A 15,968-nucleotide genomic window follows, 5' to 3' on the forward strand; every position below is an offset into this window, starting at 1 on the left:
CTCTGAATTTTAATTCAACACTTAATATCTCCTTGTCTTACTCTGACTGGTCGGCATCTCAAAAGCCGACATTACGCAGCGAAAACCGATATAGGAATGAGGCTCGTAATCAACCACATAGTTTCGGGTTTCACTATTTAATTGCTCTCCATTATCCTTCCATGAACCGCCGCGCACAACCTTACGTTTTAGAGCATCGCTATCTTCCGGGTCGGCGTCGTATAATAATACGGGGTTCAAATCATTGACAAAGGCAATCGCCGACGGACTGTAAGCATCCAATGTCCATTCAGCCACATTACCCGCCATATTATATATTCCGAAAGCGTTCGGGATATAAGATTTGACAGGCACTGTGAAGGTTGCCCCATCGCGTGAATAGGTACCTTCTCCTTGTTTGTAATTTACAGCCAACTTTTCTTTTCCATTCTCGCCATCTATTGTCAGACGCGTTCCCGGTATCGTATCACGTGGGTCTAGTTTTCCTTCCGCAGCATATTGCCATTGCGCTTCGGTCGGCAAACTGAACGTAAGTTGATAGCCGCTCAAATATGAATTTTTCATCAGGGTGGCCATTAGTTCCTTACCGCGCCAATCGGTATAAGCTCTAGCTTGCCTCCAGGTTACGCCCACAACCGGGTAATAATCAAATGATTCATGGGTGAAGTAGTTTGCATCCATGGACATGAGCTGGGAATTTGGAAAATCTTTTGACCAAATATCTTCTACTGGCATAACTGACACCGTATCTGTAACATATTCCTTTTCAAGATTACCTTGTGATTTCAAATAGGAAAAACGGTACTTAACAACATCTTCGTTTAATGCTCTCCTTGAACCCTTCATGACAATCATAGGTGCTAGACGCTCCTGAATGGATGGATCATTGCTTTTCCATAGCGGAGACACCTTTTTCACACGATCCCAGTTAATCTGTCGCTCACCAATTTCCTCGCCGGTCACATCTAGAAAGTACTGATCATCATTCAGATAATCAGTTACCGCAATCGAGTCGGCTACCCAATTTACAAAGGCCCTATATTGTTTATTTGTGACCTCAGTTTCATCAATAAAGAAGGCACTTAAACTTATATTCTTACCCACATTGCCACTATCTAAAGAGCTTTTGTATAATATGGTGCCGGATGGAACGTAAACCATCCCCGGAGGTGCAGGAAGCTCGCCGCCCCTAAATGCAGAAACCTTAGGTGCTTTGTAGAAATTATTTGACCTGCAAGCGCTAAAGGCAGAACCAATCAGCAGGGCAAAGATCAATATTCTAGATTTTCTTATCCTTTTCAGACTTTTCTTATCCATAAGTTATCGTTTATAAGCTTTTGATAGTTAGCGATTAAACAATGCCATTTTAACCCCTAAGGACAAATAAGAATATTGATCGTCCTTTCTATTAATAACCCCGTCCAGGTTATCTTTGGGTAATAGTGAATGCTGGTAATTGAGGTTAATTGCCCAACGAGGGCCATAGAGCGTGCGACCCAACGGTATATCGAGTCCAATATTCAAAGGGATGACTAGATTCCCCGAATTTAGATCGTCACTAACCTCACCTCCATTATTGCTAATAGATTCGGTGTAATTAGGATCAATATTATTTTCAATTGAACTTTTGAAAAGGCCAACTCCACCACCTACGTATATATTCGCAAGTATCTGATTAAATATACTCGCTCGCAGTGTATAATTGCTATAGTTTTTCGGTAACGAAAGAAATTGTCCTAAGCGTACTTTGACGTTTCCATTAATTGTATAATAACGGTTTTCAAATTCGCTATTCCAACCATAGGCACTCATGATACCTTTCTCGCCATGCACTCCTACGGAAATAAAAGGTGTTATGAGTCCGTCGACATCCACATGCCCTGCAAAACGAATATCGCTGTTACCTAAATCCGCTAAACTCAAGGTTCCGCCCGCTCCGACGCCTACGCTCACAGGCCGCGAAAATTGTGCAAAAGCGTTATTCAGCGAAAAAAAAGCAAACAAACCAAATGCTAAAAATATATTTTTCTTCATATGTTATTTTAGTTTAAAACACAGATTAATATTGTTTAATAAACCTCATTAATGGTATACTCTATACCATTAAACGTAAAGGATTCGTTTTTATTTTTTCCGTTGAGAATTTGTCCCAAAGGCGAAGCGGGAGATAGTATCAAGACGTTCATTCCGTCGACGTGTATTTGACCTAAGCTGATAGTCAGGTAAAACATGCCTTGATTGGTTTGGATAAGCGCGCCGGGAATTATTGTCTGCTCGATGGTCGTGCTTTCTAGTTGTTCTAGATGATAGCGTGCTTTTTTAGCTTCAGTCAGTTGAAGTTGATTGCGACTTATTTCCTGTTGCATCATTTCTCGAGTTGTTTCATATTTATCTCCGGCACTGCTCTTGGTGTCGTCCGCTCCCGCGTTTTCTGCTTGTTCGATGGCAATTTCTATATTCCGTACGCGATCATTCATCTGGCTCAAACATGCATTGTATACCTGCTTCTTGAAATCTTGGTCAATTTCCATTTATCTACGCTATATACTATTTTAGTAAACGAAAAAATCAAGCAATTACCCTGCCTTAATTAAATAGCCAGCAATTGACTAACCAGCAATTTTCACTTTCGCTCTCCTACCTGTTGACGCCACATCGCGTAATAGAGTCCTTTCTGTTCCAATAAGTCTGTATGTGACCCAACTTCAGACACTTTCCCCCGTTCAAGTACATAAATCAAATCTGCATGCATAATGGTTGATAGACGATGGGCAATCAAAATGGTAATACGTTCTTTACTAAGCGAAAGCTCACGTATCGTTTGAGTGATCTCATCTTCTGTTAGCGAATCGAGTGCGGATGTAGCTTCATCGAAGATTAATAAGCGCGGATGCCTGAGAAGTGCACGTGCTATTGAAATACGTTGTTTTTCACCTCCTGATAGCTTCAAACCATTTTCGCCGAGAACGGTATTGATTCCATGCTCAGACCTCGACAACAGGTTGTCGCAAGAAGCTTTATGGAGAGCATCGAGTATCTCTTCGTCCGTCGCATCTCCCTTAACAAATAAGAGATTTTCTTTAATGGTGCCGGCGAACAGTTGTGTGTCTTGTGTAACAAAACCGATCTGCCGTCGCAAAACATTATAGCGTATCTCTGAAGAAAGATATTGATTAAAGAAGATATTGCCCGCAACAGGTCGATATAGACCAACTAGCAGTTTCACTAAAGTAGACTTCCCAGAACCGGATGGTCCCACAAAGGCGACGGTCTGCCCCAACTTAACTGAAACGAGACGCCATCAATAGCGTTAATAGTCGAACTGCGATGCCGAAAAATAACATCATCGAAAGAAATGTCCGTGAGTGGTCCCAATTCCTTCGGATCTTCAGGTCTCCTTTCAATTGGCTTCTGCATTAGCTGGTCGAAATTATTTACGGACGCTTCAACTTCACGATAGCTTAGAATGATATTACCTAAATCTTGTAAGGGTACAAAGATCGATGTTGAAATAAACTGCATAGTAATGAGTTCACCTGTTGTAAGAACATCTCGGAAAATTAGCCACAACAAAATAAATAAGATTGATTGACGTAAAATATTCAACGTAGTTCCCTGTAAAAAGGAAAGCGTTCTAACTCTTTTTGTTTTCAACATTTCCAGCTCATAAATATTTTTAGTCTGGGTATTTAATTTTCTGATTTCGGGGAATGTAAGACCTAAGCTTTTTACCAATTCGATATTTCTAAGCGATTCAGTAATTACGCCGGCCATTTTATTTGTCTCCCTGTTAATGGTTCGCTGCACAGTCTTAATTTTTCGGCTCAACAAACCAGTAAGCGAACCTAGAACCAAGATACCGACGACAAAAACTGGTACGAGGAGCCAGTTTTTATTCACAGAATACCAAATTAAAAAACCCATCCCAACGATAGAGGAAAACAGAATATTGATAAAGGAATTTAAAAAACGTTCGGTGTCAATCTTCACTTTTTGTAATACGGACAGTGTCTCGCCACTGCGTTGTTCCTCATATTCCTGAAACGAGAGACGCAATGTTTGTTTCAGACCGTCATTAAAGATCTGCATACCGAAACGTTGGACGGCAAGCCTTGTAAAGTATTCTTGAAAAGCTTTGGCTAGTCGCGCCGCTAAAGCTATAGCAACCGCAATAGCTAACCAATAAATAACACCATCTACCCGCTCCTTTTCGGAAAGGTTATTGACATTATTGGCGTATTCATCGACAATCTTCCCAAATATAATAGGATCAATCAACGTGAGTAGCTGGGCTATTCCAGCCAACACCAATGACAATAGAATCCACCATCGCTGCACTTTAAAGTATTTCCAAAGAATTCCCATTCCTCTGCAATTAAATAGATATTTTTAGATCATCAGCTGCGCAGGCAACCTCTAACTGGTCTATATGGTCTTGCATATCGTCACCCAAGTGGGTTAATAGCATTCGTTTGCATCGAAATTCCGTTAGATGCTGAGATAGCGTCTTATAGTTTAGATGACCTTTGATCTCCTTTTTATAAAAATTGCATTCACAAATAAACAGGTCCGAATCCTTCGCCAAGTCGACCAACACAGGAGTCCACTCTGTATCACCGGAATAGCTGATTATTTTATCATCAATTTTAATTTTCATGCCATGAGGTTTTGTCTCAAGCTTATGAATAACCGGTAATGCTATAATTTCCAATCCTCTTACCATGAAGGGCTGGTCGCTTGAATATTCATGAAAATGCAGGTCAAGTTTGGATAAGATTTCTGTACCTGGATAAAGAAGTGACGCCAGTTTCTCCACTTTCTTTTTACACCCTACCGGAGCAACAATAGAGAGCGGCCTCGTCCGTTTGGTAACGGCTGCTTCTAAAAGAAAAAAAGGGAGACCTCCAAAATGGTCTCCATGCAAATGGGAGATAAAAATAAGATCAATTGCACTAGCCGATAGTCCATTGCTTTTTAATCCTTGCAGCGTATTTACACCGCAATCAACTAAAAAAGTAATCGTAGAACTATTCACATGAAAACAAGTTTGCCTTCTACCTCCACTGTTGAAAGCATCTCCGCTTCCAATAACTGTCACACTAACATCTTTCGTTCTCAAAATTCTAAAGGTTTTCCTAAAGGAACGATTAAAACCCTTTCTTGTTTGAGTACGTTAGCAGACAGCATAACTATTCCTCCACACAAGGATTATTGTAATCAAAATTGATCATCCAGTAAATCCCGTACCGATCTTTGAAGCTACCGTAATACGCGCCCCAAAAGGTATCCTCCAGAGGCATCTCAATGGTGCCCTCTGCGGACAAGCCATTAAACAAACGATCGGCCTCCTCTTTGCTAGTCGGATGCAATGAAATATAATTATTATTGCCTTCAATTAACGTATGCCCCATAGAAGGAACAATATCCGATGCCATTAAAAATAAATCGTCGGATATCCGTAGGGTAATGTGCAAAATGCGGTTCTTTTCGTCGTCCGACAAGTTTTCGATACCCGGCGCATCGCCCATTTTAGACACACCACCAACAAACTCACCGCCAAAAACAGATTTGTAAAAATTGAATGCTTCTTCAGCCTTGCCGTCGAAATTCAAATAAGGATGTACTTTCATAACTCAAATATTTTTAATTAATGATAGTTTAAAGGTAAAACACATCCATTAAAGAAAAACGAGTCAAAAACGACATTTAAAAGAGGAGAAAACGACAAATACATCTATGGCTCTAAGAAGCTTTTTAACGATTCACCAACAATCTCGTTCCATCCAGCCTCATAACTTTCTCTTGAAAATGTACTCCCTCCATCGACAAAATTCTCCGTTCCTTCGTGGGTGAGCGTTACTTTTGTTCTACCATTTTGTGGTTCCAATTGCCACGTTAAAAGAGACTCACCTTTGCTGTGACTTGGGTGAGTCCAAGTATGCTGGAGTTTTTCGTCGATTATTATCTCTTTTATCGTACCTTGATGATGATATTTATTATTACCACCTGGTTCATAGAAATTAAAAGTAGATCCTGTGGTCAATTCAAAATCCGGTATATCAAAATACCATTCTTTCATTTGCTGCTTAGTGGTGAGAGCTTGCCAGACTTTCGCCACTGGTGCATTAATAATAGCCTCAACAATAATAGGTTTTGTTTTCATGGATTTAATTTTTCTTTGTTGCCTCTAGATATAGATTCAAATAGCGTTCATTATTTTCATCAGAATCTCCGTATTTTTCCCGTATATTCTCTAACTTCTTATGCATCTCGCGCTTTACATCTGCATATGCCGGGTCGTCGTAAACATTTTTTAATTCTTGTGGATCCTTTTCAAGATCATAGAGTTCCCATTCATCAATATCATAATAAAAATGAATGAGTTTATAACGATCTGTTCGGATTCCATAATGCCGCTTCACCATATGAATTGAAGGATATTCATAATAAGTGTAGTAAATTGCATCCCGCCATTCCGATGTCTTTCCGGAAGCTAAATCTCTGAACGATTTGCCCTGAATATCTGAAGGGATCTCTACACCCGCATAATCTAAAAGTGTCGGTGCAAAGTCTAAGTTCTGCACGAGTGCATCAATTTTAGTTCCTGGATCTATCTCCTTAGGGTATCGAATCAATAGCGGTGTTCTCAAAGACTCTTCATACATAAATCGCTTGTCAAACCATCCATTCTCTCCCAAATAAAAGCCCTGATCAGAAGTATAAACGACGATGGTATTCTCCGCCAATCCATTTTTTTCCAAATAATCCAATAATTCCCCTACACCTTCATCTACGGAAGCGACACTCCCTATATAGTCCTGCATATATCGCTGATATCGCCAATGCATTAAGTCTTCTCTTGACATATCCGGATAACGCTTTTTAAAATCCTCATTAATCGGGTCATAAACCGCGTCCCAAGCTGCACGCTGCTCCTTGGTCATTCTGCCCAGGTTATTATTATACGCTCCTTTATCCCATTCCATATATTCCTCAATTCCCAACTCATCCATCAGTTCCGGACGGATCTTTGAATCGCCTGCCCAGTTCATATGATCTAATAGGTTCATCTCGGCAGATTTAGCTGCCGTTCCCCGTCCTTCAAAATCGTCAAAAAGCGTTGGAGGTTCCTCGAATGACATACTTGTATATTTTTCTAAATGTCGTAGCGCAGGCAACCATTCACGATGAGGTGCCTTTTGATGATACAACAGGACAAAAGGTTTGTCCGAATCGCGTTCATCCAGCCAAGCTAAAGCCAAATCGGTCGTGATATCCGTCACATAGCCCTGTATCCTTTTCCTTTCTCCATCAATAATAAAATCAGGGTTGTAATAGTGCCCCTGTCCGGGCAGTACCGCAGAATAATCAAATCCCTGTGGTAAACCATCCATATGAATTTTCCCAACCATGGCTGTTTGGTACCCGGCCGATTGCAGCAATTTTGCAAAATTATCCTGACTCCAATCGAAAGCCTGCATATTGTCTACTTTCCCGTTGACGAAGCTATGTTTGCCTGTCAACAGGACGGCACGACTTGGAGCACACAGCGAATTTGTCACACTCGCACGAGTGAACAAAGCACCCTCCTTTGCTAATCGATCGATATTGGGAGTTTTATTCAAACCATAACCATAAGCGCTGACCGCTTGATAGCCATGATCATCACTCATGATATAAACTATATTAGGTCGGCTGTCCTGCGCAAAAAGACCTAGACTGGCAACTAGCAAAAAACAACTGATAAAGAAGGAACAGAGGGAAACAAACCGCATAATAACCTGATTTTTAATTTATAACAATATCTTGCTGTCGAGGTTTGGAAAAATTTCCTTTCCTGTTATAACATAAAATATTTATAATATTTCCACCTCGATAGAAGATGCATTTTCTTGATCATGATAAATACGATGAGTAGCTTTCTGAAAGTCAGACTCATCAGCATCATTGTATATATCTATAAACTTTTGCGGATTACGATCCACCAAGGGGAACCAAGAGTTCTGGATTTGTATCATGATGCGATGACCTTTTTTGAAGGTATGGGCAACGTCTGGCAATGTATAGTCGACCGATGTGATTTCACCTGGCACAAAAGGCTCCGGCTTTTCAAAGCTATTACGAAACTTTCCACGCAATACTTCGCCTCGTACCAACATCTGATAACCACCCATGATAGCATCAGGATTGTGTTCGGGAGCTTCCGCATCAGCCGGATAAACATCGATCAACTTAACGACATAATCAGCATCGGTGCCCGTGGTCGAAACTTTTAGCCGCGCTCGCAAAGGACCAACAATCGTAATATCTTCCTTTAAAATCTCACTTTTGTATACCATAACATCGGGTCTTTTAGACGCAAAGCGCTGATCGTCTATCATATATTCGCGACTACGCGTCTTATTTACCCCTTGCTGGTAAGGTACTGGCGAATTAGGGTCGCTTACGTATTCATCATAACTTTCAGTCTCATTAGGTTTTTCAAAACTGAGGCCACCATTTGCATGTAGATACAACTTTTTAACCTCAGAAGCTTTCGGTGGCCATGCGTCAAAATCCTTCCAATGGTTACTCCCCGTTATGAATACGGTAGCTTCGGCAGCATTAAACTCACCCTCCCCTTTTAAATAATAATTAAAAAATGGTATTTCTATGTTTTTCAGATACCATGTGCCGGTTTCTGAACCAAATTCAATATCACCGAAATAACTGCCATCGCTACGTACCCAGCCGCCATGGAACCATGGTCCGATAACCAACCTGTTATCTGCTTTTGGATTTTGTTTTTCAATCATCTTGTAGGTATGAAAACCACCAAAGGTATCTTCTGCGTCAAACAGTCCACCTACAACCAATACGGCCGGCTTCACATCATACAAGTGCCTTACAATCTCACGGGCTCTCCAGAAGCTATCTAAGGTTCCATGAGCCATAACGTCATTCCAAAATTTAATACTATCGCCAAAATATCTTTTCTTCACATTCTTAACAGGGCCTAAATCCATGAAAAATTCATAGTTATCATTCATGAGGAAGTCAACACGCTGCGGAGCATTCTCTCGTGTAACCGGCTTAGGCCTTGGAACTCCGAAGCTACTGTAGAAACTAAACCCATCTGTTAAAAACAGCGCTCCATTATGATGGAAATCATCACCTCTAAACCAGTCCGTCACAGGCGCCTGTGGAGAAACAGCTTTTAATGCCGGATGGGCATCAGGCAAAGCTGCTGTCGAATAAAAACCCGGATAAGAAATTCCGTACATACCAACATTCCCGTTATCGCTATCCAAGTTCTTCAATAGCCAATCGATCGTGTCATAGGTATCACTACCTTCATCAATTTGATTTTTATTCTGCTTGTCTGCTATATGAGGCCGGATATCTTCAAACTCACCTTCGCTCATCCACTTCCCACGGACATCTTGGTAAACGAAAATATAACCCTCCTTTGCAAAATGTGGGTTCGGTCCTAAAGAGGTCTTAAACTCATCAGGGCCATATGGCGACACCGTGTAAGGTGTCCGGTTTAATAAAATAGGATATTTCTTACTTTGATCCGTTGGAATGTAGATCGATGTAAAGAGCTTCACACCATCCCTCATGGGGATCATTTTTTCAATTTTTGTATAATTTTCCCGGATATAGGCGGAATCAGTAACCTGTTGTGCTAGAGAAAGGTGGGCTAGGAATAGGAAGCATACCAATAGAACGGATCTCATTTTCATAATTTACGGCTATTTAGTTTCACGTAAAGGTATGAAAAATACAAAAAAAGCGACTAAGCCCCGGAAGACTTTCTTATGATGAGTTCGGATGCAATAATTAGCTCCTTTTTGGGACTTTGCGTATCATTTATTTGTTCGATCAATACATTTACCGCCTTGCTAGCGACTTCAAATAAGGGCTGGTACACATGGGTTAGCGGCGAGTAGAAAAAATCAAAAGCATCGCCTTCGTCAAAACACACAATACCGAGATCTTGGGGCACCTTATAATCAAGCGTATTGATGTGTTTAAGTCCGTTCAGAGCCAAGGTGTTGGTAGCAAAAAAGATGGAATCGACGGGTTTATCCCCCTCCAATAGCGCATTAATTCGAGCAGGAATATCTTCTTCAATATTTCCAAATCGAATTTTGGCTATCATCGATGGATTAACCGATATACCATGTTTACGAAGCGCTTCCTCATAACCCCGCTGCCTTTCCTTGATATTGATTAAATCGCTGTCGTAAGTTACCAAGCCGACTCTCTTATGACCGTTTTCAACCAGATGATTAACCACATCAACAGATGCCTCAAAATTGTCCGTGGCAACATAATTAGTTGATATCCCCGGAAAGTATCTATCTATAAGCACCAAAGGAATACCACGACTTTCAAGATCTTTAATCTGTTCTTGTGAATTTTCAGTAGGTGCGATAATAAAGCCATCGACTTGCCGGTTTACTAACACATCAATCAGGTCTTTAGACTTCTCAGCATTTTCATCAGAACTGCCAAAAATAACTGTGTAGTTGTTTTTCTTAGCTTCGTCCTCAATGGTTCGAGCAATGTTAGCAAAAAAAGGATTGGAGATATCCGCTACAATAAGTCCAATGGTATATGACTTTCCACTTTTAAGACTTTTCGCCAGTTGGTTCGGTTGATAATTCAGTTGCTTGGCAATATCCCTAATTTTTATGGCGATCTCTTTTCCTACGCGAGCTTCTTTCTCTTTATTGTTCAACACATAGGAAACCAAAGCAGTTGAAACACCTGCCGCCTCAGCGATGTCTTTTATCGAAACTCTTTTTTTCATTTATTAATCTATTTCCTAAATCTCTTTTTAATCAAATGTTTAGCATAAAGTCTTTGCCGTAATGATCTACTAAACGATTGTAAGCTTCCGCTGCCGCACCATTTCCCCAGTCGTAAATTGTAAATTCCCCAATGCCTAATCCATGATCATCCGTAACGCCGCCATGTCCGTAATTTTCCATCATAAAGCCATAGTCTTCTTCACCAAAAAATGGCCATCGAGCTTCCCATTGCTGCTTAGTCTTTTCGTTATACGGTGAATACATCATCAAAAAGGAGGCGCGCAAAGCTGCCAAACCACGCTGAATATACTGTCTTTTACCAAGTTCTAACCCATATTGAATAATTAATTCAGCGAAAAGACTTTGTCTTGAATCGTTCCATTCCGCATCGGCATTCATAACTCCAAAGCCACCGAATGCGTCAACATAAATAAATGGAGGTTGCCAAACAGCCTGTGCCATTAACAATTCATCCAGCGTCCGATTTCCGTATCGTAAATAATCTTTTTCACCAGTCACTTGATACATATTCAGCAGAGCCTGTGCAGTCCAATACATACTAAGCGTATTTTGCTTATACATATTGTTTCGTTCTACCTTCTTGCCGACAAGGTGTTCTTGTCCATAGGTACTACAAGACCAATAGGTTTCGAAATCTTCCCATCGTCCATCCATCACTACATTATCTACAACCGCATCCATTGCACCTACGGCAGCGTCCAAATATCTTTCATCCCTAGAAATCTGGTACAATTTAACTAGGAAAGTAACAGACATAGACGTTTCAGGAGATTGTGCTAAGAAACTATAAGGTTGTAGATCCTCCAATGCTAACCAAGCGGGGAAAAACCCGTCTGAATCCTGTAACCCCACTAATGCATCGGCATAAGCTATCGCATAGTCCAACAACCGACTATCTTGTTCAAGTTCATCGTACCAATTGAGCATTAACCAAGCTGTATAGCTCATATCCAGAATATGAAATGGAGCATTTCTTGCGTCGCGTGTTAGAGGGTTCCGGTTTGAGTTTCCCCAATAAAATGCGTCCCAGCCTTTTGATCGATTATAGTGATTACCATCTATTTCTACATTCTCCATTTCCGTTGCAATGAGCCCATAAAAAAAGCCATTTTTCTGAGGGAAAGCTAAAGCCAGCTCCTTGGTCAATTGTGCATAATCCATCAACTCCTTATTACGGGTTCTTCTTGCGTAGCGAAACACGCCTTGCGCCGACCGCAAAGAATTAAACCAAGCTTGATTCCATATGGATCGGAACTCCCGTTCATTAATCAAACCTTCATAGTTGGGACTCTGCGTTACGTTGACGATAAAAGTCGGAGCACCAACTTTCTTACCATTCAGGGTAAACTCTTGCCACACACTTTCCTTCCAGCTATTAAAAGCCCAGTTGTAAGTATCATCCACATAAGGATCTAAATTAAGCTTATCGGTCTGATCATATGCACCTTGCCCCCATGTCTCCCAAAGGAAATCAAGACCCTGTTCCCATGGATTAAACAAAGCTTTTTTATCGTCATTCAATAAAATATAAAACCCAAACTTAATGGTTCCCGACTTATACTCTGCCCCTTCTTCCCGAACAAAAAGAACGTGTTCCTTCACAGCCGATTCACTCATGCCCAGTATCAATTTGTTTTCGGTTGCATTGAGATCCATATACCAGTCGGGACCCTTGTGATCATTTAATAAGGATAAATCCGGGATGATAGTAACCTGTCGTGATTTGTCAGCCATAATCAAAGCTGGTGCTCTAAACACGTGCTGTGCAATGATGTGATCATCGGTAGGTGTAAGATGCGGCGCCCAGTGAAACGTGGGTGTAAAGCTCGGTGTCAACTCAACCTTCCAGTCATCCTGCTGGATGGTATCGGTAACCGTGATTTCAATCAATACTTTTGCGACATTGCGATTCATCATGGAAACAGCTACGTCTACTTTTTGATCTCCTAATGAGTCTACCGAAAGTGATTTTATAAATTTATTCAAAGGATTCGCAGCCTGTAAGCCTATTTCATTAGAGGCATAACCAATGAGGACATTAGTGAACAGGACTACAAACGTTAAGCTATATGTCAGGAATCTAGGCATGAACCAAAATCTTTATATTGCTGATAACGAAGCTGATAGACTGCCACTCTATCTGAATCAGGAAGGTATTCCCTGTTAAAACCTTTCCCCATAGCTGTCATGGCATCTTCGACATTCTTATATACGCCGCCAACGGTCGCTGCAAACATAGCTGCTCCCAAGGCGGAAGTTTGTTCAGAAGAATGAACCCGGATGGGCATATTCATAATATCAGCCATCATCTGCATAACAAAAGAGGACTTTTGCGCTATTCCCCCAACCCCTATCAGGCCTTTTACGGGAACATTTTCCTCACTGAAGCGATCAACGATCATTTTAGCACCAAAACAGGTAGCTTCAACTAAGGATCTAAAAATTCGAGGGGCATCCGTCCCAAGCGTTAATCCACTGATCGCTCCTTTTAACAGTTGATTAGCATCGGGTGTCCGACGGCCATTTAACCAATCTACTGACAATTCCATATCCTCTGTTAACGGAAGTTTTTCAGCTTCTACACTTAATTGATAGAGCATTTCCTCCTCCAGTTCGCTCATTAAACGCTCTGATGTTTGGGACTCTATTAAGGAAGATTGCTCCAGGATATTTTTTGCTGGCCACAGTAGAATATCTCGATACCAGGCGTAAACATCACCGAAAGCAGATTGTCCAGCCTCCAAGCCTGTCATTCCTGGAATGATGGAACCGTCCACCTGACCACAAATCCCTTTTACGGGACGTTTGTTTATCTCATTTTGTGGCACTACTAACATATCGCAAGTCGACGTCCCCATCACCTTACTCAAATAATAGGGTTCAATTTGTCCGCCCACTGCGGCCATATGTGCATCAATTGCACCGACGCCGATGAGCACTTTCTTCGAAAGGCCTAATCGTTCTGCCCATTCACCGCAGAGTGTTCCGACCACTTGATCGGTTGTATACGCATGGTCATATAACCGTTCTCGAAAACCCCTCAGTGATGGGTCTACTGATACCCAGAACTCTTCTGGAGGTAGGCCTCCGAATTCTTCTGACCACATGGCCTTATGTCCGGCAGCACAGACGCTACGCTTCATATCTTCTACCCGCTCACCGCCGGTCAAAAGAAATGGGATCCAATCGCAATGTTCCACCCAAGAATAACACGCATTTCGGACTTGCTCATCCGTCCGCAGAACATGGAGTAACTTTGCCCAGAACCATTCTGACGAGTAAATTCCCCCCACATATTGAAGGTAATCTACGGGTTCATGTTCCGCACCCTGATTAATATCCTCGGCTTCTTTTATGGAAGTATGGTCCTTCCACAAAAGGAACATAGCATTTGGATTGTCTTGGAACGTTGGAAGCAACGCCAAAGGCACGCCATTTTCGTCTACCGCCACCGGTGTAGAACCGGTTGTGCCCGTTGAAATTGCACGAATATTTTTACGAACTTCATCATTTACTTGGCTCAGACATTCCTTGATAGTATGCTCCAGGCCCTCTATATAATCCAGAGGATGTTGTCGGAATTGATTTAACGAAGGATCGCAATACAAACCTTCTTTCCATCTGGGATAATAGAATACCGATGAAGCAAGCTCCTTACCGCTATGCGCATCAACCAATATGGTACGCACCGAATCAGTGCCATAGTCCACACCAATACAATAATCTTTATCTCTCATGACATTAACACCTATTTACTTAATCACGATACTCGTCTAGACTTCTTCTAGTGATGGTGCATGGATATCGTATCGACCTTGAGTTTCTTGACTCCCCAGAATGCATACCAGGCTATAAAAGCGAAACAGAATACTGGTACGATAAACGCAGTAGCCATGGTTGAGTTATCTGCTATTAAACCCATGGCCGGAGGACAAAATGCGCCACCCGCTACCGCCATAACCAAGAAGGAGGAACCCTTTTTGGTTAGCGTCCCCAAATCAGCCACACCCAAGGCAAAAATTGTAGGGAACATGATGGACATAAAGAAATACGTCGTAAACAAGGAGAATACAGATACCCACCCAATGTCCAGAACAACAATTACCACCAGAATTGTATTAACGATGGCATACCAGCCCAATAAGCGTTGGGGTTTCATAAACTTCATGATATAAGATCCGGATAGACGTCCTATAAAAAACGCACCCATACCGCCTATCGCTAAAATCAAGGAAGCTGCCTGCTCATCATTTTTTGGCATGAACACCTCTCCAAAGTATCCCAGGTTTTCCATTATAGCTGCAATCGGATCTTTTAATCTCGGAATAGCATCAATCACATAATTAATAAAAAAAGAATTCGTTCCCGTTTGTGCGGCTACGTACAAGAATTGTGCAATGACCGCTAGAATAAAGGCTGGGTGCTTTAGTAAATTCCGCATAGGCGGATTTTCCTCGGTTTCCGTACCCTTCTCTTCTTTAATTTCCGGAAGCTTAATAAACAGAAACACGATCGTTACAGCTACGACGATACAACCAATCATCATATACGGGGTCACCAACGAATCGAATTTATCATGCTCTCCGGTTGCCTCCTGACCAAAAATAAACCATCCGCCTATCAGCGGTCCCAAGATCCATCCTAAACCATTAAAAGACTGTGAAATATTAATTCGCCTTGCCGAACTATCTTTTGGTCCTAGCGCGATGGAATACGGATTAGCTGCCGTTTCCAAAAATGCCAGTCCACATGCAAGCACGAATAGAGCCAATAAAAATGGAATAAATGCGGCTAATTTTGCCGCTGGGTAGAATAAGAATGCACCAAGGGCAAATAGTATTAACCCGAAGATAATTCCGCGCTGATAGCCAAAACGCTTAATAAATAACCCAGCTGGAATGGCCATTGCCAAATAGCCTATATAAAGTGAAAATTGCACAAAACCAGATTGCGCCTTAGATACATGCAGTAAATCCTGAAAGTGTTTGTCTAGTACGTCTAGAAACCCATGGGCAAATCCCCACAATAAAAAAAGACTACAAATAAAAATAAAGGGCACAAAATAATTTACACCATTCTCACCTCTAAAAAACGATGTTTTTTTCGTCGAACTCATAAAATAGACCAATTGGTTGGTTAAAATTTGGT

The 15,968-nt window shown here is 41.4% G+C and carries 14 protein-coding genes; all 14 read right to left on the reverse strand.

What is annotated here, in order from left to right; genetic code table 11:
• Positions 1-21: 21 nt before the first annotated feature.
• Complete coding sequence (gene porK / locus WKR92_RS01560) at positions 22-1,317, reverse strand: T9SS ring complex lipoprotein PorK/GldK (protein ID WP_375556074.1); 1,296 nt, start codon at positions 1,315-1,317, stop codon at positions 22-24.
• Between the two features lie 27 nt (positions 1,318-1,344).
• Complete coding sequence (locus tag WKR92_RS01565; RefSeq protein WP_375556075.1) at positions 1,345-2,034, reverse strand: hypothetical protein; 690 nt, start codon at positions 2,032-2,034, stop codon at positions 1,345-1,347.
• A gap of 35 nt (positions 2,035-2,069) precedes the next feature.
• Complete coding sequence (locus WKR92_RS01570; RefSeq protein ID WP_375556076.1) at positions 2,070-2,531, reverse strand: 3-oxoacyl-ACP synthase; 462 nt, start codon at positions 2,529-2,531, stop codon at positions 2,070-2,072.
• Positions 2,532-2,623: 92 nt separating this feature from the next.
• On the reverse strand, positions 2,624-3,259 hold the full coding sequence (locus WKR92_RS01575) for an ABC transporter ATP-binding protein (protein WP_375556077.1): 636 nt from the start codon (positions 3,257-3,259) through the stop codon (positions 2,624-2,626).
• Positions 3,226-4,365, reverse strand: coding sequence for an ABC transporter transmembrane domain-containing protein (locus tag WKR92_RS01580; protein WP_375556078.1), 1,140 nt, complete (start codon positions 4,363-4,365; stop codon positions 3,226-3,228). The genes WKR92_RS01575 and WKR92_RS01580 overlap by 34 nt, the downstream gene beginning before the upstream one ends.
• A gap of 10 nt (positions 4,366-4,375) precedes the next feature.
• Complete coding sequence (locus WKR92_RS01585; RefSeq protein WP_375556079.1) at positions 4,376-5,119, reverse strand: MBL fold metallo-hydrolase; 744 nt, start codon at positions 5,117-5,119, stop codon at positions 4,376-4,378.
• Positions 5,120-5,189: 70 nt separating this feature from the next.
• A complete protein-coding gene (locus WKR92_RS01590; protein WP_375556080.1) occupies positions 5,190-5,630 on the reverse strand; it encodes a VOC family protein in 441 nt (146 codons plus the stop codon).
• A gap of 104 nt (positions 5,631-5,734) precedes the next feature.
• Positions 5,735-6,163 carry an SRPBCC family protein gene (locus tag WKR92_RS01595; RefSeq protein WP_375556081.1) on the reverse strand — a complete coding sequence of 143 codons (429 nt, stop codon included), beginning with the start codon at positions 6,161-6,163 and terminating at the stop codon, positions 5,735-5,737.
• Between the two features lie 4 nt (positions 6,164-6,167).
• Positions 6,168-7,775, reverse strand: coding sequence for a sulfatase family protein (locus WKR92_RS01600; RefSeq protein WP_375556082.1), 1,608 nt, complete (start codon positions 7,773-7,775; stop codon positions 6,168-6,170).
• A gap of 81 nt (positions 7,776-7,856) precedes the next feature.
• Entirely contained in the window at positions 7,857-9,725 is a 1,869-nt protein-coding gene (locus tag WKR92_RS01605) for a CocE/NonD family hydrolase (RefSeq protein WP_375556083.1), read from the reverse strand.
• Between the two features lie 53 nt (positions 9,726-9,778).
• Positions 9,779-10,798, reverse strand: coding sequence for a LacI family DNA-binding transcriptional regulator (locus WKR92_RS01610; RefSeq protein ID WP_375556084.1), 1,020 nt, complete (start codon positions 10,796-10,798; stop codon positions 9,779-9,781).
• Positions 10,799-10,829: 31 nt separating this feature from the next.
• Positions 10,830-12,908 carry a YyaL domain-containing protein gene (locus WKR92_RS01615; RefSeq protein ID WP_375556085.1) on the reverse strand — a complete coding sequence of 693 codons (2,079 nt, stop codon included), beginning with the start codon at positions 12,906-12,908 and terminating at the stop codon, positions 10,830-10,832.
• Positions 12,893-14,557 carry a ribulokinase gene (locus WKR92_RS01620; RefSeq protein WP_375556086.1) on the reverse strand — a complete coding sequence of 555 codons (1,665 nt, stop codon included), beginning with the start codon at positions 14,555-14,557 and terminating at the stop codon, positions 12,893-12,895. The genes WKR92_RS01615 and WKR92_RS01620 overlap by 16 nt, the downstream gene beginning before the upstream one ends.
• Before the next feature lie 47 nt (positions 14,558-14,604).
• Positions 14,605-15,936, reverse strand: a complete 1,332-nt coding sequence (gene fucP, locus WKR92_RS01625) for an L-fucose:H+ symporter permease (protein WP_375556087.1) — start codon at positions 15,934-15,936, stop codon at positions 14,605-14,607.
• Positions 15,937-15,968: the final 32 nt, after the last annotated feature.

The sequence above is a fragment of the Albibacterium profundi genome (assembly GCF_042159835.1).
GTDB lineage: Bacteria > Bacteroidota > Bacteroidia > Sphingobacteriales > Sphingobacteriaceae > Albibacterium > Albibacterium profundi.

Bases quoted from the DNA above. Each gene is read 5' to 3' on its own strand.
- porK (WP_375556074.1), bottom strand. From the start codon at position 1,317: ATGGATAAGAAAAGTCTGAAAAGGATAAGAAAATCTAGAATATTGATC.
- WKR92_RS01615 (WP_375556085.1), bottom strand. From the start codon at position 12,908: ATGCCTAGATTCCTGACATATAGCTTAACGTTTGTAGTCCTGTTCACT.
- WKR92_RS01565 (WP_375556075.1), bottom strand. From the start codon at position 2,034: ATGAAGAAAAATATATTTTTAGCATTTGGTTTGTTTGCTTTTTTTTCG.
- WKR92_RS01570 (WP_375556076.1), bottom strand. From the start codon at position 2,531: ATGGAAATTGACCAAGATTTCAAGAAGCAGGTATACAATGCATGTTTG.
- WKR92_RS01620 (WP_375556086.1), bottom strand. From the start codon at position 14,557: ATGAGAGATAAAGATTATTGTATTGGTGTGGACTATGGCACTGATTCG.
- WKR92_RS01610 (WP_375556084.1), bottom strand. From the start codon at position 10,798: ATGAAAAAAAGAGTTTCGATAAAAGACATCGCTGAGGCGGCAGGTGTT.
- WKR92_RS01595 (WP_375556081.1), bottom strand. From the start codon at position 6,163: ATGAAAACAAAACCTATTATTGTTGAGGCTATTATTAATGCACCAGTG.
- WKR92_RS01580 (WP_375556078.1), bottom strand. From the start codon at position 4,365: ATGGGAATTCTTTGGAAATACTTTAAAGTGCAGCGATGGTGGATTCTA.
- fucP (WP_375556087.1), bottom strand. From the start codon at position 15,936: ATGAGTTCGACGAAAAAAACATCGTTTTTTAGAGGTGAGAATGGTGTA.
- WKR92_RS01605 (WP_375556083.1), bottom strand. From the start codon at position 9,725: ATGAAAATGAGATCCGTTCTATTGGTATGCTTCCTATTCCTAGCCCAC.
- WKR92_RS01590 (WP_375556080.1), bottom strand. From the start codon at position 5,630: ATGAAAGTACATCCTTATTTGAATTTCGACGGCAAGGCTGAAGAAGCA.
- WKR92_RS01600 (WP_375556082.1), bottom strand. From the start codon at position 7,775: ATGCGGTTTGTTTCCCTCTGTTCCTTCTTTATCAGTTGTTTTTTGCTA.